Origin of the sequence: Kitasatospora sp. NPDC059571 (assembly GCF_042735675.1) — a bacterium.
GTDB lineage: Bacteria > Actinomycetota > Actinomycetes > Streptomycetales > Streptomycetaceae > Kitasatospora.
Genome location: NZ_JBHWBW010000061.1, coordinates 1 through 25,526, shown reverse-complemented (window position 1 = coordinate 25,526; position 25,526 = coordinate 1). Strand labels below are relative to the sequence as shown.

At 74.3% G+C, this 25,526-nt stretch carries 24 protein-coding genes; 10 read left to right on the top strand and 14 right to left on the bottom strand.

Features of this window, described 5'->3' with window-relative positions:
• Positions 1-131: 131 nt before the first annotated feature.
• The 3 genes from ACFV0G_RS10350 to ACFV0G_RS10340 all read right to left on the bottom strand — a co-directional run bounded on the left by ACFV0G_RS10350 (position 132) and on the right by ACFV0G_RS10340 (position 3,002).
• On the bottom strand, positions 132-1,022 hold the full coding sequence (locus tag ACFV0G_RS10350) for an NAD(P)-dependent oxidoreductase (RefSeq protein WP_380544799.1): 891 nt from the start codon (positions 1,020-1,022) through the stop codon (positions 132-134).
• Between the two features lie 121 nt (positions 1,023-1,143).
• Entirely contained in the window at positions 1,144-1,380 is a 237-nt protein-coding gene (locus ACFV0G_RS10345; RefSeq protein ID WP_380544796.1) for a hypothetical protein, read from the bottom strand.
• Between the two features lie 170 nt (positions 1,381-1,550).
• On the bottom strand, positions 1,551-3,002 hold the full coding sequence (locus tag ACFV0G_RS10340) for an MFS transporter (protein WP_380544793.1): 1,452 nt from the start codon (positions 3,000-3,002) through the stop codon (positions 1,551-1,553).
• A gap of 200 nt (positions 3,003-3,202) precedes the next feature.
• On the opposite strand from ACFV0G_RS10340, the gene ACFV0G_RS10335 reads away from it, so the two are divergent.
• From ACFV0G_RS10335 to ACFV0G_RS10325, 3 genes are all read left to right on the top strand, one after another.
• On the top strand, positions 3,203-3,919 hold the full coding sequence (locus ACFV0G_RS10335; protein WP_380544790.1) for a TetR/AcrR family transcriptional regulator: 717 nt from the start codon (positions 3,203-3,205) through the stop codon (positions 3,917-3,919).
• A gap of 364 nt (positions 3,920-4,283) precedes the next feature.
• Entirely contained in the window at positions 4,284-4,670 is a 387-nt protein-coding gene (locus ACFV0G_RS10330; RefSeq protein WP_380544787.1) for an avidin/streptavidin family protein, read from the top strand.
• Between the two features lie 57 nt (positions 4,671-4,727).
• Positions 4,728-5,711: a CapA family protein gene (locus tag ACFV0G_RS10325; RefSeq protein ID WP_380544784.1), complete on the top strand. Its 984-nt coding sequence runs from the start codon at positions 4,728-4,730 to the stop codon at positions 5,709-5,711.
• 42 nt (positions 5,712-5,753) lie between these two features.
• On the opposite strand, the gene ACFV0G_RS10320 is transcribed toward ACFV0G_RS10325, so the two are convergent.
• Positions 5,754-6,287, bottom strand: coding sequence for a flavodoxin family protein (locus tag ACFV0G_RS10320; RefSeq protein ID WP_380544781.1), 534 nt, complete (start codon positions 6,285-6,287; stop codon positions 5,754-5,756).
• A 370-nt stretch (positions 6,288-6,657) separates the two neighbouring features.
• Here ACFV0G_RS10320 and ACFV0G_RS10315 point away from each other — a divergent pair, with 370 nt between their 5' ends.
• From ACFV0G_RS10315 to ACFV0G_RS10305, 3 genes are all read left to right on the top strand, one after another.
• The gene (locus tag ACFV0G_RS10315; RefSeq protein WP_380544778.1) at positions 6,658-7,467 is read left to right on the top strand and encodes a 3-hydroxybutyrate dehydrogenase; all 810 of its coding nucleotides are present in this window, start codon (positions 6,658-6,660) and stop codon (positions 7,465-7,467) included.
• A gap of 92 nt (positions 7,468-7,559) precedes the next feature.
• Entirely contained in the window at positions 7,560-8,960 is a 1,401-nt protein-coding gene (locus ACFV0G_RS10310; protein ID WP_380544775.1) for an MFS transporter, read from the top strand.
• A 99-nt stretch (positions 8,961-9,059) separates the two neighbouring features.
• The gene (locus ACFV0G_RS10305) at positions 9,060-10,979 is read left to right on the top strand and encodes a helix-turn-helix domain-containing protein (RefSeq protein WP_380544772.1); all 1,920 of its coding nucleotides are present in this window, start codon (positions 9,060-9,062) and stop codon (positions 10,977-10,979) included.
• Between the two features lie 14 nt (positions 10,980-10,993).
• Here ACFV0G_RS10305 and ACFV0G_RS10300 read toward each other — a convergent pair whose 3' ends face one another.
• Genes ACFV0G_RS10300 through ACFV0G_RS10275 form a run of 6 tightly spaced genes read right to left on the bottom strand, consistent with a single transcriptional unit; the run spans position 10,994 to position 16,738 of the window.
• On the bottom strand, positions 10,994-11,932 hold the full coding sequence (locus tag ACFV0G_RS10300; protein WP_380544769.1) for an alpha/beta fold hydrolase: 939 nt from the start codon (positions 11,930-11,932) through the stop codon (positions 10,994-10,996).
• Positions 11,929-13,065, bottom strand: coding sequence for a branched-chain amino acid ABC transporter permease (locus ACFV0G_RS10295; protein ID WP_380544766.1), 1,137 nt, complete (start codon positions 13,063-13,065; stop codon positions 11,929-11,931). The genes ACFV0G_RS10300 and ACFV0G_RS10295 overlap by 4 nt, the downstream gene beginning before the upstream one ends.
• The gene (locus tag ACFV0G_RS10290; protein ID WP_380544759.1) at positions 13,062-13,949 is read right to left on the bottom strand and encodes a branched-chain amino acid ABC transporter permease; all 888 of its coding nucleotides are present in this window, start codon (positions 13,947-13,949) and stop codon (positions 13,062-13,064) included. Before ACFV0G_RS10290 ends, ACFV0G_RS10295 begins: the two co-directional genes overlap by 4 nt.
• Positions 13,949-14,713 carry an ABC transporter ATP-binding protein gene (locus tag ACFV0G_RS10285; RefSeq protein ID WP_380544756.1) on the bottom strand — a complete coding sequence of 255 codons (765 nt, stop codon included), beginning with the start codon at positions 14,711-14,713 and terminating at the stop codon, positions 13,949-13,951. The genes ACFV0G_RS10290 and ACFV0G_RS10285 overlap by 1 nt, the downstream gene beginning before the upstream one ends.
• Positions 14,710-15,510 carry an ABC transporter ATP-binding protein gene (locus ACFV0G_RS10280; protein WP_380544753.1) on the bottom strand — a complete coding sequence of 267 codons (801 nt, stop codon included), beginning with the start codon at positions 15,508-15,510 and terminating at the stop codon, positions 14,710-14,712. The genes ACFV0G_RS10285 and ACFV0G_RS10280 overlap by 4 nt, the downstream gene beginning before the upstream one ends.
• Positions 15,511-15,514: 4 nt before the next feature.
• Positions 15,515-16,738: a substrate-binding domain-containing protein gene (locus ACFV0G_RS10275; RefSeq protein WP_380544750.1), complete on the bottom strand. Its 1,224-nt coding sequence runs from the start codon at positions 16,736-16,738 to the stop codon at positions 15,515-15,517.
• A 223-nt stretch (positions 16,739-16,961) separates the two neighbouring features.
• On the opposite strand from ACFV0G_RS10275, the gene ACFV0G_RS10270 reads away from it, so the two are divergent.
• Complete coding sequence (locus ACFV0G_RS10270) at positions 16,962-17,726, top strand: CoA transferase subunit A (protein WP_380544747.1); 765 nt, start codon at positions 16,962-16,964, stop codon at positions 17,724-17,726.
• Positions 17,727-17,728: 2 nt separating this feature from the next.
• Complete coding sequence (locus ACFV0G_RS10265; protein WP_380544744.1) at positions 17,729-18,376, top strand: CoA transferase subunit B; 648 nt, start codon at positions 17,729-17,731, stop codon at positions 18,374-18,376.
• Positions 18,377-18,486: 110 nt separating this feature from the next.
• Here ACFV0G_RS10265 and ACFV0G_RS10260 read toward each other — a convergent pair whose 3' ends face one another.
• Complete coding sequence (locus tag ACFV0G_RS10260) at positions 18,487-19,869, bottom strand: MFS transporter (protein ID WP_380544741.1); 1,383 nt, start codon at positions 19,867-19,869, stop codon at positions 18,487-18,489.
• A 221-nt stretch (positions 19,870-20,090) separates the two neighbouring features.
• Between ACFV0G_RS10260 and ACFV0G_RS10255 the strand changes: the two genes are divergently transcribed.
• Positions 20,091-20,630 (top strand): hypothetical protein, encoded by a 540-nt coding sequence (locus ACFV0G_RS10255; RefSeq protein WP_380544738.1) that lies wholly within the window; start codon positions 20,091-20,093, stop codon positions 20,628-20,630.
• Positions 20,627-21,169 (top strand): potassium channel family protein, encoded by a 543-nt coding sequence (locus tag ACFV0G_RS10250; RefSeq protein ID WP_380544735.1) that lies wholly within the window; start codon positions 20,627-20,629, stop codon positions 21,167-21,169. Before ACFV0G_RS10255 ends, ACFV0G_RS10250 begins: the two co-directional genes overlap by 4 nt.
• Positions 21,170-21,171: 2 nt before the next feature.
• Here the strand turns inward: ACFV0G_RS10250 and ACFV0G_RS10245 are convergent, their stop codons facing one another.
• The 3 genes from ACFV0G_RS10245 to ACFV0G_RS10235 form a co-directional block, all read right to left on the bottom strand.
• Positions 21,172-22,704, bottom strand: coding sequence for a protein kinase (locus ACFV0G_RS10245; RefSeq protein WP_380544732.1), 1,533 nt, complete (start codon positions 22,702-22,704; stop codon positions 21,172-21,174).
• 88 nt (positions 22,705-22,792) lie between these two features.
• Entirely contained in the window at positions 22,793-24,943 is a 2,151-nt protein-coding gene (locus ACFV0G_RS10240; RefSeq protein ID WP_380544729.1) for a bifunctional polysaccharide deacetylase/glycosyltransferase family 2 protein, read from the bottom strand.
• 10 nt (positions 24,944-24,953) lie between these two features.
• A complete protein-coding gene (locus ACFV0G_RS10235; protein ID WP_380544726.1) occupies positions 24,954-25,430 on the bottom strand; it encodes a hypothetical protein in 477 nt (158 codons plus the stop codon).
• Between the last annotated feature and the right edge of the window lie 96 nt (positions 25,431-25,526).

The window sequence follows — 25,526 nt, the reverse complement described above, 5'->3', positions numbered from 1 at the left end:
CCGCGCGGCGGCGCCTCAGAGAGCCCCCGCGGGGGTGCGCGTGGGGGCGCGCCCCTCGGCGGGGGTCGCGCGCGGCCCGGGCGCGCCGGGCGGGGGCCCGCGGGCGCCGGGGCGGCCCCCCCCGGGCAGGGTCAGGGTGTCCGGTCCGGCCGCGGGAGGGCGGCCCGGCGGCGGGCGCTCTCCCCGAGCGCCGCGAGGTCGCGGTCGCCCTCGCCGTGCGCGACGGACTCCAGCAGGGCGTCGCGGAGCACCCCGGCGAGCGGCATCGGCACCCGGCTGCCGGCCCCGGCGTCCAGGGCCAGCCCGACGTCCTTGAGGCCGAGCGCGAGCCGGAATCCGGCCGGCTCGTACCGCCGCTCGGCGATCATCGCGCCGTAGCCCGAGTAGACCGGGCCGGGGAAGACCGTGCCGGTCAGCACGTCCAGCAGGTCGGCGGCGGCCAGGCCGTTGGCCTCGCCGAGCGCGGTGGCCTCGGACAGCGCCTCCACGGCCGACATCAGCATGAAGTTGGCGCTGATCTTGGCGATGTTGGCGGCCTCCGGCCGGTCGCCGAGCCGCCAGGTGCGCCGGCCCATGGCGTCGAAGAGCGGCTGGACGAAGTCCAGCAGCGCACCGTCGCCGGCGGCCAGCACGGCGAGGTTCCCGGCCGCGGCGGCGTCCGGGCGGCCCATCACGGGCGCCGCGAGGTAGCCCACGCCGTGGCCGGCGTGCAGGTCGGCGGCGCGGCGGGCGAGCGCGGGGGAGACGGTCGCCATGTTGACGTGCACCCGGGCCTTGGCGCCGGCCAGCAGCTCCGGCGAGAGCAGGAGCGACTCGACGGCCGTGTCGTCGGCCAGCATCGAGACCACCGCCTCGGCGTCCAGGACGGCGGCGAGCGAGCCGGCCGCCTCGGCGCCGTGGCCGACCAGCGCCCGGACGGCCTCGGGCGAGCGGTTCCACACCGTCACCCGGTGTCCGGCTTCCAGTAGCTGACGGGCCATCTCGCGGCCCATGGTGCCCAGGCCGATGAATCCGACGTGCACGGCGGTCACTCCCGAGGATGAGGGCGGACGGACCGGCCCCGGTGGTGCGGCGGAGCCGGGCGGCCGCGGCGAGCCCGGGCCGTCGCGCGGACCGGACGGGATCGATCGTAGACGCCCGGGGTCACCGCTCGCGGGCGTCGAGCCATCTCAGCAGGAGCGTGCGGTCGGCGATGCCCATCGGGTGGCGCAGCGGGTCGAGTGCCCAGGAGCGGACCCGGGCGACGGTGTCGGGCTCCAGGTGGCAGTAGAGCCGCCAGACGGCCCGGGGGTGGCAGTCGGGGTCGGCGGGGTGCCCGCAGTCGTGGCAGGTGGCGAAGAAGGCGTCCACCATCCGGTGGGCGATCAGCTCGTCGGACACGGGGACTCGGGCTCCTCGGCCGGTCGGGAAACGGCAGCGGTCGCCGCCGCGGGCGCGGGAACGGCGAACGCCCCGGACTCCCAGGGTGGCGTAGGAGCCACCGCGGTATTCCGGGGCGTCGGTCCTGTGCGGCCGGGACCTTGGTCCCGGCTCCGTGCCGCGGGGCGGGGTCAGGCGGGGACCTGCTCGGTCTCCTCCGTCACCGCGCCCTCGCCCTCGTGCTGCGGCCGGGCGTGCCGGGGCAGCAGGAAGACGGCGGCGAAGACGACCACCAGCATGGCGATCTCGACGCCGAGGGTGAACTGCTCGGCGCGGACGAACGAGCCGTCCTTGATCCGCTCGAAGAAGACCGTGCCGAGGATCGCGGTGCCGAGCGCCGCACCGAGCTGCTGCACCGAGGTGAGCGTGCCGGAGGCGGAGCCGGTCTCGTGCGGCTCGACGGAGGCGAGCACGGTGTCGAAGAACGGCGCCATCACGAAGCCCATGCCGAGGCCGGTGACCGCCAGCGCCGGGGTGAGCTCCCACGGGGTGACCGTGGCGCCGTTGATCCCGAGCGTGAGGATGACGCCGCCGACGCCGAGCGCCATGACGATCAGGCCGCCGTGCATGACCTTGCGGCCGAACCGGGCGAGGGCCTGCGAGGTGATGAAGGCGACGACCATGCCGATCGAGGACGGGATGCCGGCCAGGCCCGCCTTCAGCGGCGAGTAGTGCAGGCCGATCTGGGTGTAGAGGCTGAAGGTCAGCCAGAAGCCGGTCATCGCCGAGAAGAAGACCAGGCCGAGGACCATGCCGCCGCTGAAGCCGCGCTTGCGGAACAGGCTCGGCTCGACCAGCGGGTCGCGGCCGCTCGCGGCGGTGCGCCGCTCGTACTGAGCGAAGCCGGCGAAGAGCGCGACGGAGAGCGCCATCAGGGCGAACGCCCAGGCCGGCCAGCCGTGCTCGCGGCCCTGGACGAGCGGGTAGACCATCAGCGCGGAGGCGATCGCGGCGAGCACCGCGCCGACCAGGTCGAGGCGGACGGCGCGGGAGCTCTTCCACTCGGGCAGGAAGGCCAGGCCGCCGGCGATCGCGAACAGGCCGAGCGGGATGTTGATCAGGAAGATCATGCGCCAGCCGGAGCCCCAGAGGTCGGCGTCGACCAGCCAGCCGGCCAGGATCGGGCCGCCGACCGTGGACAGGCCCATCACCGGGCCGAACATGCCGAAGGCCGCGGCCTGCTCCTTCTCGTCGAAGATGTCCTTGAGGATGCCCAGGCCCTGCGGCAGCATGACCGCGCCGAGCAGGCCCTGCACCACGCGGGCGGCGATGAGCTGGTCCGGGGCCTGGGCGAGGCCGCAGGCGATCGAGCCCAGGGTGAAGCCGACCGCGCCGACCAGGTACATCCGGCGGCGGCCGAAGATGTCGCCGAGGCGCCCGCCGGTGATCAGGCCGATGGCCATGGCGAGCGTGTAGCCCGCGCCGAGCCACTGGATGGTGCTCTCACCGCCGCCGATGTCGGCGCGGATCGAGGGGGCGGCGATGTTGGTGACCAGGGAGTCGAGGAGGTCCATGACCTCTGCGGCGAGGACCACGAACAGTGCGGCCCACCGCCATCGGTAGGGGGTGGGGGTGTCGGTCATGAGCGGGCTCTCCAGCGTGGAACGGTGTTTGCGTGACGAACACTGTTCTACGGAGCGATCCCTGTTCCGTCAAGCCGATTAGGGTGGTGATCGCGAACGGTGTTCGTTCCGGATACGATGTTCGTCGCCGGGTGTGACGCAGCGCGGGCGAGCGGACCGACGCGCCCGCCCACCCCCGACGCCTGCGGAAGGAGCTGGTCGTGGCCTCGGACCGGTACGCGGACATGCCGACCGTCCCCTGGCACAAGGCGCGCAGGACCGACCCCCGGCAGCCGCTGACCCGGGAGGGCATCGTGGAGGCCGGCGTCCGGGTGCTCGACCGCGAGGGCCTGGCCGGGGTCACCATGCGCGCCGTCGCCCAGGAGCTCGACACCGGGCCGGCCTCGCTCTACGCGCACGTGTCCAACAAGGACGAGCTGCTCGAACTCATGCTGGAGCACATCTCCGGCGAGATCCGGCTGCCGGAGCGGCCCGAGCCGGAGCGCTGGAAGGAGCAGATCGCCGAGGTCTGCCGGGAGGCCCAGCGGGTCTACACCGCGCACCGCGACATCACGGTGGTCTCGCTCGGCAGCATGCCGGTCGGCCCGAACAAGCTGCTCCCCGCCGAGTTCATGCTCGAGCTGATGATCGGTGCCGGGATCCCGGACCGGGTCGCCGCCTGGGCACTGGACGGCCTCGGCCAGCTGATCGACGCGGACGCCTACGAGGCCTCGATCTACACCGCGAAGATCAACCGCGGAGTCGACCTGGAGTCGTACTTCACCGAGGTCCGCGGATACTTCCGCCGGCTGCCGCCCGACCGCTTCCCGCGGATCAGTGCGATGGCGGAGTCCATGACCACCGGCGACGGCGACGAGCGCTTCGCGTTCAAGCTCGACGTGTTCCTGCGCGGCCTGGAGTCCTACATCGAGCGCTGAGCGCCCGGCTTGGTCCAGGTGGCGGTGCGCCGTACTCCCTGCGGACGCCCGCGGCCGCCCGCCCGGGCCGCGGCGCAGCGGCGGTGACCTGCCGCGATGGCCGCCGCCGGCGACCGCCCGTCGGGGGGGCCCGGGCCCGGTCCTAGTGAGCGCCCCCCCGCGCGGCGGCCCGCGGGGGGCCCCCCCACGGCCCCATGGTGCGGCGCCGGGCCGGGCCTCGGCACCGGCCGGCGCCGGGCGGCGCCGCGACGTGCCGTCCGATGGGATACGGCAGACAGTGGAGTACGGAGCACCATCACGGAGCCGGGGGACGGCACCCGGTGCGGCGACTCGGCATGCCGCCGGTGGAACACGAGGAGTGGCTGTGAGCGAGGAACTTGCAGGTGACTGGTACAACGAATTCGGCTCGCACCTGCAGCTGGCGGCCGATCCGGCCGGTCGGCTGACCGGTACGTTCACTCCCGGTGCCGGGCCGGGCGGCCGGCGTGACCTCGTCGGGCAGTTCGACGTGGGCACCACGGCTGCGGGGATCGCGCTCGGGTGGACGGTCGCCTGGCGCGACGAGTACGGCGGGCCCGCCTCGGTGACGAGCTGGAGCGGTCAGTGGCTGCCGGGAGAGCAACGCATCATTGCGGGCTGGCTGTTCACGACCGCGACGGACCCGGACGAGGCGTGGAAGGCCACCGTGATCGGCCAGGACACCTTCCGGCGCCGACCGCCGTCCCCTGCCGCCGAAGAGACCGGTGCGTGAGGGGCGGCGCGGCCACCCGCCTTCGGGCGGACCCCGCGCAGTGGAGCGGGCAGGACGATGGCGTTGACTCTGGCCCTGGCGGGCGACACGATGCTCGGCCGTGCCGTCGCGGAGGAACTGCGGCACTCGCCGGACGGAGGGACGCTGTTCTCCGCGGGCGTGCGGGAGGCGCTCGCGGAGGCCGACCTCGTGGTGCTCAATCTGGAGTGCTGCATCTCCGGCCGGGGCGCGCGGTGGCCGAATCCGCACAAGCTGTACTTCTTCCGTGCACCGCCGTCCGCCGCGAGAGCCCTCGCCGACCTGGGTGTGGACTGCGTGACCCTGGCCAACAACCATGCCCTGGACTACGGCGCCGATGCTCTCGCCGACACCTGCGCGCTGCTGGAGGAGGCCGGTGTCCGCACCGTCGGAGCGGGGCAGGAGGTCACGGCGGCAAGGGAGTTCACGGTGCTGGAGGCCCGAGGGGTGCGGCTGGCAGTGGTCGCCGTCACGGATCACCCGGAGGAGTACGCGGCCGGCGAGCAGCGTCCCGGCGTGGCGTGGGCCCGGCTCCGCGCGGGGGTGCCCGGCTGGCTCGGCTCCCTGGTGGCACGGGCCGCACGGCACGCCGACGCCGTGCTGGTCACCCCGCACTGGGGACCCAACATGACCTCCCGTCCGCCGCCGCACGTCCGCGCCGCGGCACCGGAACTCCTGGCCGCCGGAGCGACGCTGATCGCCGGACACTCCGCCCATGTCTTCCACGGGGCCGGCGACCGGGTGCTGTACGACATGGGCGACTTCGTCGACGACTACGCCGTCCATCCGGTGCTGCGCAACGACCTCGGACTCCTGTTCCTGGTGACCCTCGACGGGCCGGACCGTGCCCGGCTCGCGCCCGTCCGCGTGGAGGCGGTGCCCCTGCGGCTCGGCCACTGCCGCACCCGCCTGGCACACGGCGAGGAGTGGGAGTGGATCCGCGAACGGTTCACCGCCGCCTGCGCGGAACTCGGCACCGGTGTGCGCGAGCAGGCGGGACGGCTGGTGGCCGAACGGACGTGACGACCACCGGGGGCCGACCGGTGTCGGTCCCGGGACCGGCGGTCAGACGAGGGCGGAGCCCCAGGCCTTCGCGCGTTCGATCTCGCCCGCCCGCAGCGGCCCGTCGGCGTCCTCGACGATGAAGCCCTCGGGCTCGACCGTGACGTCGTAGTGGTGGTGCGAGAGCCGCTGGGCGATGCCCTCGGCGGCTCCGCCGGCGAGTCGGCCCTCCAGGCGGGTGTCGAACGCCGCGGCGTACGTGCCGGGCTCGGTGTCGGGGAGGTCGTGGAACCAGCGGCGCAGCCCCGGTCCCTCTGCCGTGTCGGCCGCCTCCTGGGCCTGCTCCTCGTGGCCCTCCTTCCGGGCTTCGGCCGAGACGGCCATCCGGCGGCTCATCCCGCTGGACATGCCGCGCATGTGCGTCGGGCCGCCGACCACCAGCAGATCGGCCGTGCGCGTCCGGTCGGCGTCGGCCTCGACGGCGGTCAGGCACTGGACCGAGGCGTCCGGGTGGGCCTCGTGGATTCCCTCGGCGATCGCCTCGGCGATCTCGTGGGTGTTGCCGTACATGCTCTCGTAGACGATCAGGGCTTGCATCGCGTCTCACTTCCCTCGGCACGCCGCCGGTGGCCGCCGGGTCGCGGGCGGAGCGGTGGGTGTTCGCGGCGGGCGACGACGCCCGCCCGCACCGCGGGCCGCCCGATCCGGTCCGGATCCGTCGGTTCCCAGTCTTCGCCCGCCGGCGTCGGCGCCGCCCGGGCCGGTCGGCCCCGGGGGACCGGCGGACGGCCCAACGGCCCGCGACGGGGGGGCAGGTGCCGGAGCTCCGGATCGGGCGGGCGCCGGCCGCCCACCCTGCGGGAACGGCCGTCACGAGCGGTATGGGCCACCGGGCCACATCGCGGCCGGGCACTGTGGTCCCGGTGGACATGGGACGGGGCCTTTGCCGTCTCTACCGTGACCGGTCATGGATAGCACCCAGACGCCGGGACTCCGCCTCGGACCGGCCACTGAACAGCCCGGCACTCCCGCGCGCTTCCTGGCCGGGCGCACCGTGCTGGTGACCGGAGCGGCCAGCGGGATCGGCCGGGCCTGCGCACTCGGATTCGCCGGAGCCGGTGCCCGGGTCTACGTCGTGGACCGTGCGGCCGAGGCGGCGAAGGCGGTGGCCGAGGAGTGCGGCGGAACCGCGCTGGTGGTCGACCTGTCCGACCCGGTCGCCGTGGACGGCCTGCCGGAGGACGCCGACATCGTGGTCAACAACGCCGGCATCCAGCACGTCGCACCGGTCCACGACTTCCCGCCGGAGCGCTTCCAGCTGATCCAGCGGGTGATGGTCGAGGCGCCGTTCAGGATCATCCGGCGCTCGCTGCCCCACATGTACGCGCAGGAATGGGGGCGGATCATCAACGTCTCCTCCGTCCACGGCCTGCGGGCCAGCCCGTTCAAGTCTGCCTACGTCGCCGCCAAGCACGCCCTGGAGGGGCTCAGCAAGGTGGTCGCCCTGGAGGGCGCGCCGTACGGCGTGACCAGCAACTGCGTCAACCCCGGCTACGTGCGAACGCCCTTGGTGGAGAACCAGATCGCCTCGCAGTCGCTCGCCCACGGCATCCCCGCCCAGGACGTCGTCGAGCAGATCATGCTGGAGCGCTCCGCGATCAAGCGGCTGATCGAGCCGGACGAGGTCGCCCAGGCCGCGCTGTGGCTCTGCTCCCCGCACAGCGGCTATGTCACCGGCACCTCGCTGCCCCTGGACGGCGGCTGGACCGCCCACTGACGGCCCCCCAGCCGTCACCCCCGATCGCCGCCGGGCGGGCGCCCACCCGCCCGGAGGTCCGCACCACCCAACCCCCAAGAGACGGTGACACCATGGCCAGCGCTCCCAGTGCTGTGAACGCGCCTGCCAGACCGGGCAAGCTCGCCCGCGTCGTCGGCGCAAGCCTCATCGGTACCACGATCGAGTGGTACGACTACTTCCTCTACGGCTCCGCTGCCGCCCTGGTCTTCGGCAAGCTCTTCTTCCCCAAGTCCGACCCGCTGACCGGCACCCTGCTGTCCTTCCTCACCTATGCGATCGGATTCGCCGCCCGCCCCATCGGCGCCCTGGTCTTCGGCCACTTCGGTGACCGCCTCGGGCGCAAGAAGCTCCTGGTCGTCAGCCTGCTGATGATGGGCAGTGCGACCGCGCTGATCGGCTGCCTGCCCACCTACGACTCGATCGGCGTCGCCGCGCCCATCCTGCTCACCGCGCTCCGCGTCGTCCAGGGCTTCGCGCTCGGCGGCGAGTGGGGCGGCGCCGTCCTGCTCGTCTCCGAGCACGGCGACCCCGAGCGCCGCGGCTTCTGGGCCTCCTGGCCGCAGGGCGGTGCGGCACTCGGCAACCTGCTCGCCGTCGGCGTGCTCACCCTGCTGGCCGACGTGCAGTCCGACAGCGCGATCCTGGCCTGGGGCTGGCGCATCCCGTTCCTGCTCTCCGCCGTACTGGTCGGCGTCGGCCTCTGGATCCGCCTGTCGGTCGAGGAGTCCCCGCTCTTCCAGCAGGCACTGGCCAACCAGGAGTCCCGCAAGGCCGAGGAGACCGCCGCCAAGGCGCCGATGCTGGCCGTGCTGCGCCACCACTGGAAGGACGTCCTGGTCGCCATGGGCGCCCGGATGGCGGAGAACATCTCGTACTACGTCATCACCACGTTCATCCTGGCCTACTGCGTCGGCCACCTGAAGGTCGAGAAGCAGACCGCCCTCAACGCCGTCCTCATCGCCTCGGCGATCCAGTTCTGCCTCATCCCGATGTTCGGCGCGCTCTCCGACCGCATCGGCCGCAAGCCCGTCTACCTCTTCGGTGCGGTGGGTGTCGGCATCTGGATCTGGCCGTTCTTCGCGATGGTGGACACCAGGAGCTTCGGGATGATCACCCTCGCGGTCACCGTCGCCCTGGTCTTCCACAGCGCGATGTACGCACCCCAGGCGGCGTTCTTCTCCGAGATGTTCGGCACCCGGATGCGCTACTCCGGAGCCTCCATCGGCGCCCAGTTCGCCTCGGTCGCCGCCGGTGCGCCGGCTCCGCTCATTGCCGTCGCCCTGCTCTCCTCGTACGGCACCTCCTCGCCCATCTCCGTCTACGTCGGCATCGCCTCGGTGATCACCGTCCTCGCGCTGCTCTTCGCCAAGGAGACCCGTGGCCGCGACCTCGCCGCCGTTGTGCCCAGCTCGGGCGGCGCCGCCCCGGCGGCCGACCGGGAGGACCTCGCCCCCACCACCGCGGGTGCCTGACCCGCAACTCCCCACAGCAGCCTGCCCGGTCAGCCGTCCCTCCGGCCCGACCGGGCAGGCCTGCATCCCCCATTCCTCCGTGCGACGATTGCAGCGACCATGCCCGACCGCACCGTCACCACCGCTCTCCGCCGCCTGCTGGAACTCCTGGCGAACGGCGCCACCACCGAGGACCTCAGCCGCTCCGCAGCGCACGCCCGCGCCGAGGGCGCACAGCCGCACGAACTCGCCGAGATCGAGGAGGCGGCCTGGCTGGCCCTGCGCGTCCACCGCACGCTGCGGCAGCACCGCCGCCGCGAGGCCGAACTCACCGCACTCTTCGACACCGCGGGAGACCTCGCCGCACTGCGCGACCTCGATGCCGTCCTGAAGTCCATCGTCCGCCGCGCGCGGCAGCTGCTGGGCACCGACACCGCCTACCTCACGCTGCCCGACGAGCAGGCCGGCGACACCTACATGCGGGTCACCGACGGCTCGGTCTCCCCGCTGTTCCAGGGACTGCGCGTGGCGCTCGGGAAGGGGCTGGGCGGCCTGGTCGCGCAGACGGCCCGCCCCTACGCCTCCCCCGACTACCGTACGGACGGGCGGTTCGACCACACCACCGTCATCGACGCGGGCGTGCTGGACGAAGGCCTGGTCGCCATCCTGGGCGTTCCCCTCCTGCTCGGCTCCAGCAGCACCGAGGGCGGCAAGGTCATCGGCGTCCTGTTCGCCGCCGACCGCACCCCGCGAAGCTTCTCGCCCGACGAGGTGGCCCTGCTGAGCTCACTCGCCGCCCATGCCGCGATCGCCATCGACACCGCCCGCGCCCTCGCCGACACCCGTGCGGCGCTGGCCGAGCTCGCCGACGCCAACGCCGTCATCCGGGAGCACGCCACCGCGATCCAGCACGCCGAGCAGGCCCACGACCGCCTCACCGACCTGGTGCTGCGCGGCGGCGCGACCGTCGACGTGGCAGCCGCCGTCGCCGAACTCCTCGGCAGCCCGATCGCCGTCCACGATGCCGCAGGACACCCGCTGGCCCGATCCGACGGCGGACCCGACCTGGAACCGGACGCCGTCGTCGCGGCCGGCGCGGGCTCGCGCGCCGCCGGTCGGGCCGTCCCGCTCGGCCGGCACTGGGCGTGCGCCGTGCTGGCCGGCTCCGAACTCCTGGGCAGCCTGGTCCTGTTCGACCACCCCGAGCTCGACGACGCGAACCGTCGGCTCTTCGAGCGCGCCAGTGTGGTCACCGCCCTCCTCCTGCTGCTGCGCCGGACGGTCGCGGAGACCGAGAACCGCGTCCGCGGTGAGCTGCTCACCGAGGTGCTCACCACCCCCGACCGCGATCCCGCGGGCCTGGTGGACCGGGGACGCCGACTCGGCACCGACCTGGACGCCCCGCACCTGGTACTCGTGGCCCACTCCGGGCTCAGTACGAGGGCCAAGCTGGGCGCCGCGGGCCTGCAGCACCTCTTCGGCCGCGCCGGCGTCAGCGCCGAGCACGGCGACGCCGTGGTCGTCCTGCTCCCCGACGACGGCACGGCCCCGGGCGAGGCGGCCCGCGTTGCCGCCGACCAGCTGGCCCACCTCACGGGTGCGCCGGTCACGGTGGCCGCCGCCGGGCCCGCCGCAGGACCGGCCGGCCTGGCAGCCGCGCACGAGGAGGCCCTGCGCTGCCTGCGGGCCATGCGCGTCCTGGGGCGTGCGGGTGAGGGCGCGTCGGCCGCGGACCTCGGCTTCCTCGGCGTCCTGCTCGGCGACGGCCACGACGTGGAGGGCTTCGTCCGGGCCACGCTGGGCCCGCTGCTGGACTACGACGCCCGCCGGGGGACCGACCTGGTGGGCACCCTGGGCACCTACTTCGCCTGCGGCAGGAACCTGACCCGGGCCAAGGACGAACTGCACCTCCACGTCAACACCGTGGTCCAGCGCCTCGACCGGATCGAGTCCCTCATCGGCAGCGGATGGAACGGACCGGACCGGGCGCTGGAGCTCCAGCTGGCGCTGCGTCTGCATCTCCTGGCACGGCAGCCGTGAGCACGGACGGCGGCTCACCGTCCAGGTGGGACCGGCCGCTCCGTGGCCGCCACGATGCGGCCGGCGACGGCCTGCGCCCCGGCATCGGCGACGAGGATCGTGTAGTGGTTGGTCCCCGTCACCCGGATCGGGACGACGCCGGCGACGCCAGCCGACCTGAGCCGCTCCTCGTCGTACAGGCCCTGCGGTTCGTCCATCAACCCTCGTTCGGCCCAGAGCAGTTCGGCCGGGCAGTCGAGTCGCCGGACGGCGCCCAGCACCTCGGGGTCGAACAGCTGGACACCATCGGTGCGAACCGCGTCGATCCGGCAGGACGAGCGGAGCGCCGGCTCCTCGCCCTCCAGGTCGCGCTGGATGTACGCGTCGACCCACGGGGACCAGACCGCCGTGAACGCCGGATGCGCCTGCCAGAACGAGCGGTAGGCCTCGCGGTCCGGAAAGGTCATCGACAGCCGGCGCATGGCGGGACCGATCACGGCGGTGATCAGCTCGTCCCCGGCCAGGCCCGCCGGCGCCGGGAACCCGATGCCGCCGTCCACCAGGACGAGGGAGGCCACCCGGGCCGGGTGGCGCGCCGCGGCGAGCGCCGCGACGAACGCACCCATGGAGTGGCCCGTCACGACGGCACGCTCCGGTCCGAGGGCGTCGAGCAGGGCGACCACGTCGTCCGCATGGGCCCCGATCCCGTACGGGCCCTCGATCCCGTTGCTGCCGGCCCGGCCGCGGAGGTCGGGGGCGACCAGGGTGACCCGCCCCCGGAGGTGGTGGGCGACCCGGGCCCAGGACAGCGCGTTGGCGGTGATGCCGTGCAGGGCCACGACCGTCGGCGCACCGGGGTGCTCCGCGGGCCAGCGGAGGGCGGTGAGCTCCCCGCCGGCGACCGGCACCCGGAGGGTCTCGTACGCGGTCCCGGTGTCGGAGGGCCGGCTGTCGGTCGTGTTCGTCGGGCTCATGCGGTGGAGTCCTTCGCTGGTGTCTGCGGTCGGGCGGCGCCGGCCGTGGCGGACTTCGTCCGGGCCGTCCTGATCCGGTCGGGCAGCCGGGCCACGCCGCCGGGCAGCAGGTAGACGACCGCGACGAACAGGGCGCCGAGCAGGAACAGGGGTTGGGAGAGGGGCACCCGCAGGACCGCGGGCAGGTCCGCGACCGCGCCGGAGCCGGCGACGTCGCCCAGGCGGTGGCTCGCCCAGGTGTAGAGGACACCGCCGATCAGCGGCCCCCAACGGCTGCCCGACCCGCCGAGGACCACCATGACCAGGAGGGAGAGGGTGAAGTCCGAGGTGGTGGTCTGCGGGGTCGCGCCCCCGGTCAGCAGGAGGTAGACGATCCCGCCGAGGGCGGCGAGGGTGCCGGCGAGGACGAACGCGGTGAGCTTGAAGCCGTAGGGCCGCAGGCCGAGCACCTCCACGCGCCGCTCGTTCTCCCGGATGCCCTCCCAGACCCGGCCGGTCGGCGAGCGGACCGCCCAGTGCACCACGCCGAGCGTCAGCACGAGATAGGCCAGGGCGATCCAGTAGAGGTTCGCGGTGTTGCCGATGCCCACCAGCGAGGCGGGCAGCCGCGCGGCCGGAGCGGCCAGCCCCTCCTCACCGCCCGTCATCCGGCCGGGGTTGCGCTCGACCAGGATCGATCCGGCCTGGGCGAAGGCCAGCGTCACCATGGAGAAGCCGATCCCGGTCACCCGCAGGCTGACCGAGCCCAGCACGGCGGCCAGCAGTGCGCCGCACAGCAGGCCGAGCACCGCAGCGGCGGGGAACGGCAGGCCGAGACGGAGCATCAGCAGGTCGGTGGCGTAGGTACCGGTGGCGAAGTACAGGGCATGGCCGAAGGAGAGCAGTCCGGTGCGGCCGAGCAGCAGGTCGTAGCCGGTGGCGAGGGCGCCGAACACCAGGCAGAGGGCGATCAGCTGGAGGCTGCCCGGGCTGCCGATCGGGCCGTCCAGCAGGCCCGGGAGCGGCAGTGCGCTGTACGGCGCCACCAGCAGGACCAGCAGCAGCGCCGCCGGCCACCAGCGGGTGACCCGGCGCGGCCGCGGGCCCGGAGGGGCCGCCGTGCGGTCGGTGAGCGGTGCGGTGGTGGTGGTCACGCGAGCCTCCCGGTGAGCCCACGCGGCCTGACGAGCAGCAGGGCGGCCAGCAGGACGACGACCGAGAGGTCGCCGAGCCCGGCGGCGGTGTAGTAGTTGGCGAACTGCTGGACCAGCCCGACGGCCACCGCGGCGACGGCGGCCCCGGTGACGGAGCCCATCCCGCCGGTCACCACCACGACGAACGCGAAGATCAGCAGTGAGGTGCCCTGGGTCGGGTCGACCGAGCCGAAGTAGAGTCCGCCGAGGGCTCCGGCGAGGGCGGCGGCCGCACCTCCGATCGCGAAGACCAGGGTGAACGCCTTGCGCACGTCGATCCCGAGCGCGGTGACCATGGCCCGGTCCTCGACGCCGGCCCGGACCACCAGTCCGTGGCGGGTGCGCCCGAAGAACAGCTTGAGCGCGGCCAGCACGAGGACGGCCGCGGCGATGAGCACCAGCCGGTTGACGGGGATGCGGGCGCCGAGCAGCGGGAAGGTCCCGCCCAGGGCCTCGGGCCCGGGGAAGGGGTGGGCGTCCGTCCCCCAGACGGCGGACAGCAGGGCCGGAACGGCCAGACTGACGCCGACCGTGGCGAGGATCTGCTCCCGCGGCCGGTCGTAGAGCGGCCGGATCAGGGCCAGTTCGAGCAGCACGGCGGCGACCGTGCCCACCGCCGTGCCGAATCCGACGGCGAGGGCGAACCCGGCGCCGCCGTAGCCCGCCCCCGGCAGATTGCCGGAGGCGGCCCACCAGGTGGCGTAGGCGCCGATGGAGAGCAGGGCACCGTGGGCGAAGTTGAGGACGTCCATCAGGCCGAAGATCAGGGAGAGACCCGCGGCGACCAGGAAGTAGAGGGCGCCGAGTCCCAGGCCGGTGGCGGTGAGCAGGGCGACGGTGGCCATCAGGATTCTCCTTCCCGCCCGGCCGCGGCAGCGGTGGACGGCGAGGTCGACGTTGTCTCGGTCGCGGCTTCGTGCCGTCCGACGCCGAGCAGCCTGCGAGCGGCCTCGCCGTCGCGGAGCAGGTCCCGGGCCGGGCCGCGGTGGGCCGTGCGGCCGTCGGCGATGACCACGCAGTGCGAGGCGAGGCGGCGCACCACGGCGAGGTTCTGCTCGACCAGCAGCACCGGCACGGCCTCGGCCGCGCGCTGCAGGGCCTGGGCGACCTCCGCCACGACCTTCGGCGAGAGGCCCTTGGTCGGCTCGTCCGCGATGATCAGCCGGTTGCCGTTGAGCAGGGTGCGCGCGACGGCGACCATCTGCTGCTGGCCGCCGGAGAGCGTTCCCGCGGGCTGCTGGGCGCGTCGCTCGAGCTCGGGGAAGAGCTCGTGCACCAGTTCGTAGGCCGGTTGCGGCGTCCGCTCGGCGAGCCGGAGGTTCTCGGCGACCGTGAGGCCGGCGAAGATGCCGCGGTCCTCGGGTGCGTAGCCGATGCCCCGCCGGACGAGCCGGTGCGTGTCCAGGTGCACGGTCTCCTCGTCCCCGAGCAGCACGCTGCCGGTGCGCGGAAGCAGCCCGAGGATGCCGCGCACGGTGGTGGTCTTGCCCGCCCCGTTGCGGCCGAGGAGGGCGGTGACCCCGGTCGCGGGGACGTCCAGGTCGACGCCGTGGACGATGTGCCGCCCGGCGATCACCACGCGCAGGTCGCGTACGGTCAGCAGGTTCACAGTGCCTCCCCGAGGTAGGCCTGCTGGACGGTCGGGTCCGCCATCACGGCGTCGGGTGTGTCCAGGGCGAGCAGCGTGCCGTGGTGCATCACCGCGACCCGGTCCGCCAGACCGAGCAGCACGTCCATGTGGTGCTCGACCATGAGGATGGTGCGTCCCTCGTCGCGGTGGAGGGAACGGATCAGCTCGGTGAGCGCCGGGACCTCCTCGGCGCTGACCCCGGCCATCGGCTCGTCCAGCAGCATCACGCGCGGCTCGCCGACCAGCAGCACGGCGAGTTCGAGCTTGCGCTTCTCGCCGTGCGACAGCGAGGACGCCGCCGCGTCCGCCCGCCCGGCCAGCCCGGTGCGTTCCAGGGCGTGTGCGACCTGCTCCGGGTAGCCACGGGCCCGGCGCCAGATCCGGTACGAGCCGCCGAGCGCGGCCTGGGCGGCGAGGCGGACGTGGTCGGCGACGGTCATCCCCGGCCAGAGGCTGGAGGTCTGGAACGTGCGTCCCAGGCCGGACCGGGCGCGGGCGTGCGGCGGCCGGCCCGTGATGTCGCGCCCGTCGAGCTCGATACGGCCGGAGGTGGCCGGATTGAGTCCGCTGATCTGGTTGAACAGCGACGTCTTCCCGGCCCCGTTGGGGCCGATGAAGGCGAGGAACTCACCCTCCAGGACGTCCAGGGTGACGTCCGCGAGGATGGTTGCACCGCCGACCGCCCAGCCCAGACCGGTGAGCCGGAGGACCGGGGCGGTCGAGACCGCCCCGGCGTCCCCCTCCCCGGCACCGCGAGGTGCTGTCGTGGGAGTCATCCGGTCAGCCCGCCATGGTCTTCACCGGAGGGGCGACCGCCGTCGAGGGCTCGGTGGCGACCAGCGCCGGCGCGGTGCCGTTCAGCTTGGCCTGGAACATCGGCTGCAGCAGGGCGTGGTCGGCGGCGCGGACCTGCTCCTGGCCCTTGACGCCGTCGAAGCTCCAGCCCTCCAGGGCCCTGACCATGGCGTCGGTGTCGGTGGCGCTGCCGGACTCGATGGCGTGCACGACCAGCTGGGCGGCCGTGAAGCCGTCGGGGCTGAACAGGTCGGGCTTGCCGCCGGCCTGCACGATGCCGTCGGTCATCGCCTTCTCGACGGCGTTGTTGCCGCCGGCGCCGGGGAAGTAGTGGGCGAGGAAGGAGATCTTGCCGCCGGCCGCCCCGAAGACCTGGTTGGCGGCCGTGCCGCCCATGCCGGTGACGACCTTGCCGGAGTCCAGCACGCCCTGCTGGTCGAGCGCGGTCCACAGCGCGGACGCGGTCGCCCCGGCCCAGGCGACGAACACCAGGTCGGGGCCGCCGGACTTGACCTGCTGGGCGAACGGGGTGAGATCCGTGGCGCTGGGCGGGGCCAGCACCGAGCTCACGGTGGCGCCCCCGCCGCCGAGTACGGCCTTCACCGCCGCGACGTTGGCCTGGCCGAAGGCGGTGTCCTGGGCGACCACCGTGATCTTCTTGCCCTTGACGTCGCCCAGGATGGTGCCGGCGGTGAGGATGTCCTGGTACGACTGGCGGCCCGACCGGAAGGTGTACCGGTTGATCCCGGTGAGCGCGTCGGTCGCCGCGGCCCCGCTGATGTAGAGGGTCTTGTTCTGCGCGGCGAGCGGCGCCATCTGGAGGGCGACGCCGGAGTCGGTGGTGCCGGCGAGGATCGCGGTGCCCTTGCCGATCAGGTCCTTGGCCGCGGCGACGGCCTTCGCCGGATCGCCCGCGTCGTCCTGCTCGGTGACCTCGATCGGGTGGCCCGCCGCCTTGCCGGTGCCGTGGGTGGCGTAGGCGAGACCCGCCTTGAAGCCCTGCTCGAACTGGGCGCCGTACGGTGCCAGCAGGCCGGTGCGGGAGTAGATCAGCCCCACCTTGACCGGCGCCCCCGCCGCGGCGGACCCGGACGGGGCGGAGCCCGCGGTACCCGCCGCCGCGCAGCCGCCCAGCAGGGCGGTCGCCGCGACGACCGAGAGTGCGGACAGGTAGGTCGATCTGATGGGACCTCTGCTGGTGGGGCGCATGGTGACCGGCTCCGGTTCGTGAGGTGCTGGGGGTGGGCTCTCTGGTTGCCAGAACGTAGGAGCAGCGGGACCCGCCCGGTATGTGGGTGCGACCCCTATCTCGTGCCCTTCCCGTGGCGCGGACCGACATGGACAGCCCCGGTGCCCGCTCGGGAGGGTGAGAAGGCCCAGCTCTCCGGCATCGGACGCGGGCACCGATCGATCCGACACGGAAGGCAACGGAATGGACAAGGTGGTGGAGTCGGCCGCGCAGGCGGTCGCGGACGTCCCGCACGGCGCAACACTGGCGGTCGGCGGCTTCGGTCTGTGCGGCATCCCGTCGACCCTGATCGCCGCACTGGCCGAGGCCGGCACCTCGGACCTGGCAGTGGTGTCCAACAACTGCGGCGTGGACGACTGGGGCCTGGGCCTGCTGCTCAGGGCCGGCCGGATCACCCGGATGACCTCCTCGTACGTCGGTGAGAACAAGGAGTTCGCCCGCCAGTACCTCACCGGTGAGCTGGAGGTCGAACTCACCCCGCAGGGCACGCTGGCCGAGCGACTGCGCGCCGGGGGCGCCGGCATCCCGGCGTTCTTCACCCCCGCCGGGGTCGGGACCCTGGTCGAGGAGGGCGGCCTGCCCTGGCGGTACGCCCCGGACGGCAGTGTCGCGGTCGGATCCCCGGCCAAGGAGGTGCGCGAGTTCGGCGGGCGCCGCTTCCTCCTCGAGGAGGCGATCACCGCCGACTTCGCCCTGGTCAGGGCCGAGGTCGCGGACCGCCACGGCAACCTGGTCTTCCACTCCGCCGCCCGCAACTTCAACCCGCTGTGCGCGATGGCGGGCCGGGTCACCCTGGTCGAGGCCGAACGGATCGTCGAGCCCGGGGAGATCCCGCCCGACGCCGTCCACCTGCCCGGTGTCTACGTCGACCGGATCGTCGCCGCCGACCGCACCGACAAGCGGGTCGAGCGCCGTACCGTCCGCCCCGCCGCCTCCCTGGAGAACTGACGATGGCCCTGACCCGTGACCAGCTCGCTGCCCGCGCCGCCCGGGAACTGCGCGACGGACAGTACGTCAATCTCGGCATCGGGCTGCCGACCCTGATCCCCAACCATCTCCCGGAGGGCATCCACGTCGTGCTCCACTCGGAGAACGGCATCCTCGGCGTCGGCCCGTACCCGTACGACGGGGACGAGCACCCCGATCTGATCAACGCGGGCAAGGAGACGGTCACCGTCCAGGCGGGCGCCAGCTACTTCGACTCCGCCTTCTCGTTCGGCATGATCCGCGCGGGGCGGATCGACGTCTCCGTGCTCGGGGCCATGCAGGTCTCGGTCGCGGGCGACCTCGCGAACTGGACCATTCCCGGCAAGATGGTCAAGGGCATGGGCGGCGCCATGGATCTCGTCCACGGTGCCCGGCGCCTGATCGTCGTCATGGAGCACACGGCCAAGGACGGCACACCGAAGATCGTCCGGGAGTGCAGCCTGCCGGCCACCGGACGCGGCGTCGTCGACCGCATCATCACCGACCTCGCCGTCATCGACGTCACTCCGGACGGCCTGCGGCTCGTCGAGGTCGCCCCCGGCACCGGCGTGGACGAGGTGGTCGCCGCCACCGACGCCCCGCTGCTGCTCCCGGAGGCCGTCGGCGTGTGAGTCGGCCCGTCCGGTGCCGGTACGGCGCCGGAGGTGCGGGCGCAGCGAAGGGCGGTGGGGCGGGGCACGGTGGGACGCCCCGCCCCGCCGCCGTTCGTCGTGCGACGGAGTCAGGGCCGGCCGGCGGGCGCCGACCGGCGCGACGGCCGGTGCCGCGTCGGCCCGGCCGGGATGCGCGCCAGATCGCGGTGCCGGGTCTCCCGGGCGAACAGCACCGTGACCACGGTGACGGCACAACAGACGGTCACGTAGAGCGAGATCGGTGCGGAGGCGCGGTAGCGGCCCAGCAGCGCCACGGCGATCAGCGGTGCCGGTGCGCCGGCCACCAGGGACGCGAACTGGGTGCCGACCGATGCACCGGTGTAGCGCACGCGGGTGGCGAACAGCTCGGACACGTAGGCGGCCTGCGGTGCGTACATCGCACTGTGGAAGGCCAGGCCGACCGTGGTGGCGGCCACGATCAGCGGGAAGCTGCGGGTGTCGACCAGGGCGAAGAAGGCCCACGCCCACACGGCCGTGCCGAGCGCGCCGAAGAGGAAGACCGGCCGCCGGCCCACGCGGTCGGACAGTGCCCCGAAGAGCGGAGTGAGGGCGAACTCGACGACGGCGGCGATGAGGACGGCGTCGAGCACCGTCCGCTGAGCCAGGCCGAGGACCGTGACGCCGTACGTGATCACGAAGGTGCCGACGACGTAGAACGAGACGTTCTCCGCGATGCGGATCCCGGCGGCGGCCAGCAGCTCGCGGCGGTGGAACCGCAGGACGCCCAGCACCGGATGGGGCTCCCGCAGCCCGGTGGCGGCCTCCCTGGCACGGGCGTCCTGGAGCGCCTGCCGGAAGAACGGGGACTCCGCGGCCAGGATGCGCATCCACACCCCCACCGAGAGCAGGACGGACGAGGCCAGGAAGGGCAGGCGCCAGGCGAAGTCCTGCACCACCGCCGGCCCCCATGCGTCGTTCATCGCCGTCATGGAGCCCGCGGCGAGCACGAATCCCAGGGCTGCGCCGCCCTGGGGCCAGGAGGAGAGGAATCCCCGGCGCCCGGGTGCGGCGCGTTCGGAGATCATCAGGACCGCCCCGGCCCATTCGCCGCCGAGCGCGAAGCCCTGCAGGAGGCGAAGCACGGTGAGCAGCACCGGGGCGGCGACGCCGACCGTGGTGTAGGTGGGCAGGCAGCCGATCAGCGTGGTCGCCCCGCCCATCGACATGAGACTGACGACCAGCAGCTTCTTGCGGCCGTACAGGTCGCCGAAGTGGCCGAAGACGACCGCGCCGAGCGGACGGGCGACGAACCCGACGGCGTAGGTCAGCAGCGAGAGCAGCACGCCCGTCAGGCGGTCCGAGGCGGGGAAGAACAGCGGCCCCAGCACGGTCGTGGAGGCGATCGTGTAGACGAAGAAGTCGTACCACTCGATGGTGGTGCCGAGGAGGCTGGTGCCGACGATGCCGGGGAGGCGCTCCGGCGCATGGGCGGGTGTCCACGGTCTGGACATACGGGGGCCACCGTCTCGGGTGAGAGCGGGCCGAGGGCCCGCGGGGATGGAGGTGCTGGACTGCGGTCGTGCGGGCGATGCCGGCGGCGGCGCCGCGGACGGGACCACGGCGGCCCGGACGGCCCGCGCGTCGGCACAGGCTAGGGACGGGGAGCGCCGCCGCCCAATGGGTCGGCCGCACACAGCGGTTGTGCGCCGCCCGGCAAGGGTCACCACTCGGCGTGCCCGGGGCCGGGGCCCCCGCCCCCGGGGCCCCCCCCGCCTGCACGCTGGGGCTGGGCCTGGGGCTGACCGCCTTCCGGGCGCTCTACCTGGACCGGCTGCCGGCGGGCGTCGACCAGGCCGCGGCCGCCGCCGTGTACGACACCCTGGTGCGCTCGCTGCGGCAGGCCGTCCGGGTGGTGGTCGCGCTCGGGGTGCTCGTCGCGCTCGGCGGCTGGCTGACCGGGCCGGGCCGCTGGGCCTCGGCCGTCCGCGGCTTCTGGCGCGAGGGTCTCGGCGGCGTCCGCGGGTACGCCGGCCGGCTGGGGCTGCGGCTCGGCCCGGTCGGCCGCTTCGTCCACCGCTCCAAGGCCGCGCTCTGCTGGACGGCGGTGGCCGGGGCGGTGCTGGCCCTGCTGCTCTGGAGCCGTCCCACCGCGCTGGTGGTGGTCGGCCTCGCGCTGGCCCTGCTGGCCGTGCTGGCCGGCCTCGAACTGCTGGACGACCGCCCGCTCGACGACCGTGCCCCGGCCGCGCCCCCGTGGGGCGGTGCCACGTGAGCGGGTTCCCGGCGCCGCCCGCCCCGCCGCGGCCGCACGAGCCGTGGGTGCTCGGCGTGCTGGCCGGCGGCCCGCTGCTGATGCTGGTGCTCTGGGTGGTGGTGCCGCTCGGGGCGTTCGGGCCGCACCACCCGGTGCTCAGCTGGACGGCGTTCGCCGTCGCCCTGCTGCTGCTCGCCGCCGCGCTGATCCGGCAGGTCCTGACGGAGCTGGCCGGCCGGCCCGGACGGCCGGCCCTGGTCATCGTGCTGCTGAGCGCGGCGTCGGTGGTGGTGTTCGCCACCGCGTACCAGGCCCTGGCCCGGGGCGGCCAGTTCAACGGCCTGCAGACCAAGATCGATGCGCTCTACTTCACCGTGACCACGCTGTCGACCGTCGGCTACGGCGATGTCTCCCCCGCCGGGCAGGAGGCCCGCGTGGTGGTGATGCTGCAGATCTTCTACAACCTGGTCTTCCTCACCGCGGGCGCCGCCGCGGTCACCAGGCGGCTGCACAGCCGCGCCGTGGCCCGGCCGGACCCGGCCGACCCGGGCCGGTGAGGTCAGCCGTTGTCGTCCTGCTGCTTGGACTGGCGGTCCATCGTGCCGATCAGCGAGGAGAGCCGGGACTGCCAGTCCTGCGAGGTGCCGCCGTCGATGTCGTGGCGCTTGGCGAGGTCGCGGACGACCTTCTGGGCGCTGCGCAGCCGGGAGGCCGCGTCGCCCGGCCGCTGGCCGGCCGCCGCGCGCCCGGCGTCGTCGAGCAGGGCGAGCAGCACGGCCTTGCGCTCGCGGTCCTTCGGCATGTCGGTCGACGCGACGTCCTGGCGCAGCTGGGCGAGCTGGAGGACCGGGCCGGGCTTGCCGGTCGGGGACGGGCTGGGGTCGTCGGTGCTCGCCGAGGGGCTCGGGAGGGCCGGTGCCGAGGAGGTCGGGGCCGGCGGCGCGGTGGTGGTGGTGGCCGCCGCGGCCGTGCCGTGGCCGTTCGGGCCGCCGAAGGCGAACACGGCCGCCGCCGCGACACCCGCGACGACCACCGCGCCGGCGCCGGCGAGCAGCCACGGGCTGCGCCCGGCCGGGCGCTCCGGCTCCTCGTCCTCCCACGGCCGCTCGATCGGCGGGAGGGTGGGCGGCAGCACCGAGGTCCGGTGCTGCTCCGCGTAGGGCTGCCCGCCGAAGGACGGCCCGGACGCGAATCCGGCCGTCGCCGCGACCGGCGGCAGGACCTGGGTGGCCGAGCCGAGGAGCTCGGCGGTGCGGTCGGCGGTGGCCGCCACCGGGACGGCCGCGAGCAGTTCGGCGCGGGCGGCGGCCGCGGTGGCCGGACGGTCGGCCGGCTGCTTGGCCAGCAGCCGCATCACCGCGACGTCCAGTGCCGGCGGGATGCCGGCGCGGCGGACCGAGACCGGCGCCGGCTGCTCGGTGACGTGCTTGAAGGCGATCGCCACCGGCGTCTCGGCGGCGAACGGCGGCTCGCCGGTGAGCATCTCGGCCAGCACGCAGCCAACCGCGTACAGGTCGGAGCGGCCGTCCAGCGCGGCGGCGGTGGCCTGCTCGGGCGAGAGGTAGGCGGCGGTGCCGAGCACCGTCGCGGTCTGGGTGAGCTGCTGGGCGCCCGAGGAGCCGGCGCGGGCGATGCCGAAGTCGACGACCTTCACGCCGCCGTCGTCGGTGATCATGATGTTGCCGGGCTTGACGTCGCGGTGCACCAGGCCGGCCGCGTGCGCGACCTCCAGTGCCTCGCAGACGGCGGCGGCGATGCCGACCGCGCGGTCCACCGGGAGCGCGCCCTGCTCCGCCAGCACCCGGCCGAGGGTGCGGCCCTGGACCAGTTCCATGACGATGTACGGGGACTGCTCGTCCACACCGGAGTCGAAGACCATGACGATCCGGGGGTGCACCAGCATGGCGGCGTGCTGGGCCTCGCGGCCGAACCGCTCGGCGAAGCGCGGGTCGTCGGCGAGGCCGCCGTTCAGCACCTTCACCGCGACCTGGCGGCCGAGCTGCCGGTCCACGCCGCGGTAGACCGTCGCCATGCCGCCGGTGCCGAGTATCTCCACCAGCTCGTAGCGCCCGTTCAGCGCTCTTCCGATCACCGGGAACCGCTCCCCTCAGGTCCGTCGGCCGGGGCTCCGGTCCGCCTCGTGCTCTGTGCACCATAGCGGCACGGCGCCGGGCCCCAGGTCAGTGCGATGCGGGCGGCGGCACGCGGAGGGTGCCGTAGCGCTGCATCCGCTGCCAGCGCAGCCGCGAACCGGCCAGGGCGGTGAAGACCGACTGGACCACCACCAGGTACATCAGCTGCCGGTGCACGAACTGCTGGAGCGGCAGGCTCCACAGCGGGCCGAGCCGCTCGCCGTCCAGGCGGAACGCGTAGGCGGCCAGTGCCGTCTGCATCGCCATGAACCCGGCCCACAGCGCGGTGATCCGGACGGGGTCGAGGAAGACCAGGCCGTAGAGGGCGTACACGTCCACGACCGGGCCGAGCAGCGGCAGCAGCACCTGGAACACCAGCAGGTAGAGCAGTCCGCGCCGGCCGAGCTTGCCGGCCTGGCCGCGCTGGCGCAGCGCGCCGCGGTGCTTCCACATCGCCTGCAGGGTGCCGTAGCACCAGCGGTAGCGCTGGCGCCACAGGGCGCCGAGCGTGGCCGGGGCCTCCGTCCAGGCCTTGGCGCGCTCCTCGTAGACCACCCGCCAGCCGGCCCGGCACAGGGCCATGGTGAGGTCGGTGTCCTCCGCGAGGGTGGCCTCGCCGACGCCGCCGATGCGCAGCAGGGCGGAGCGGCGGAACGCGCCGACGGCGCCGGGCACGGTGGGCATGCACTCGGCCAGGTCGAACAGCCGCCGGTCGAGGTTGAAGCCGACCACGTACTCGATGTGCTGCCAGCGGCCCAGCAGGCCGCCGCGGTTGGCGACCTTGGCGTTGCCGGAGACCGCGCCGACCCGCCGGTCGGCGAACGGCTGCACCAGCATCCGCACCGCGTCCGGCTCGAAGACGGTGTCGCCGTCGACCATCACCACCAGCTCGGCGCGGGCGTGCCGCAGCCCGAGGTTGAGTGCGGCCGGCTTGCCGGAGTTCGGCTGCCGGAGGACCCGGACGTAGGGCAGGTTCAGCGATTCGACGAGGTCGGCGGTGCCGTCGGTGGAGCCGTCGTCGACCACGATGACCTCGACCGGGTGGTCGGAGGCCAGCAGCGACCGGACGGCCGCCTCGATCCCGGCGCTCTCGTTGTACGCGGGCACGATGACCGAGACCGGGTCCGTCACCGCCGGTCCCCACCCGCGGGACCGCAGGCGCTTGTGCCGCCGGGCGGCGGCGACCAGGGCCAGCGCGCGCAGGACGCCGAGCGCGCCCGCCGCCCAGAGCAGGGCGTCGAGGGTGGACAGCGCCGTGTCACCGGTCTCCAGGGCGGCGACCAGCGCCCGGCCCTGCCAGTGGTCGGCGGTGGTGGCGGGGTGCACCGGGTCGGCCGCGCCGACGGCGTGCGCGACGGTGTCGAACTTCCAGCCGGCGGCCTTCAGCCGGGGCAGCAGCACCTCCAGGGCGGCCACGGTCTGGCTGCGGTCGCCGCCGGCGTCGTGCATCAGCAGGATCTGGCCGTCCCGCCCCTTCGGGGTGGCGCCGGCCACGATCCGGTCCACGCCCGGGCGCCGCCAGTCCTCGCTGTCCAGCGTGGTGAGGACGGTGAGGTAGCCCTCCCGGCCGGCCTGCTGCACCGCGTCCCACGTCCCGTCGGTGAGCGCGTCGTTCTCGGAGGAGTACGGCGGGCGGAGCAGTGCGCTGGTCCGCCCGGTCGCCCCGGCGAGGGCGAGCTGTGCCTCGCGCAGCTCCAGGCTGCGCCGCCAGGGGGCGATGGCGGCGAGGTCGGCGTGGGTGAAGGTGTGGATGCCGATCTGGTGGCCGTCGGCGATGATCCGGCGGGCCAGCTCGGGGTGGTCGGCGACCTGCGTGCCGACCACGAAGAAGGTGGCGGGGACGCCGTTGCGGTGCAGCACGTCGAGGATCTGCGGGGTCCAGCGCGGGTCCGGTCCGTCGTCGAAGGTCAGGGCGATGGTGCCGGCCGCCGGGCGGGCGGTGCGCGGCCGGTCGCCCGACGCGTCGACGACCGGGCCGCCGGAGAGGACGTCCGCGGGCACGGCACTGCTGCCGTCGGTGGGCCGGGCGGCGCCGTCGGCGGCCGTCCCGTACATGTGCCGGGTGTAGCCCTGCAGCAGCAGGGCCGCGGCCAGGGTCAGCACCAGGGCGGTGAGCAGCAGCCAGTGGGTGCGCAGCGGGGTCCTGGGGGCGGCGCGGCGGCTGCCCCGGCGGGAGCGCGGGCGGGTCGTGGTGGTCACGGTGGCGGGCTCACGGTTTCTTGGACGTGCCGTGGCCGGGCGGCGCCGTCGGCCGGCCGTGCCCGGAGGTCGGGGAGGCGGTGGGCGGGGTGGTGGCGGACGGTGCCGGGGCGGGGCCAGCGCTCGTGGCGGCGCCGACCGGGGCGGTCCGCGCGGCGGTCGCGTGAACGGCGGTCGGTGCTGCGGCTGCCGTTCCGCGCCCGGCGGGAGCGGTGGTCGCGCCGCTGCCGGCGGCGGCGTCCGCGGTGCCGGCCGGGGCGGGGCTCGCGCTGCGGGCCGGCGGCTGGGGCAGGAAGGGGACGCCGAGTGCGGGTCCGCCGGCCAGGCTGCTGCCCAGCAGGGCGAGGTAGCCGACGGCGGGGACGAGGAGGAGCGCGCCGAGGCGCCGGACGCGGCGCCGGCGGCGGCCGCTGCCGTCCACGAACACCGGGGCGTCGGCGCCGGGCGCCGCGGCGACCCGGCTCAACCGGACCGTGTCGTCGATCACCGTGGTGCTCCAGGTGGTGCGGGCAGCGAACCGCCGCGGGGGGGCCGGCGGCCGCTGGACCGGGGGCGTTTACACAAGAGTCGCTGCCGCCCGATC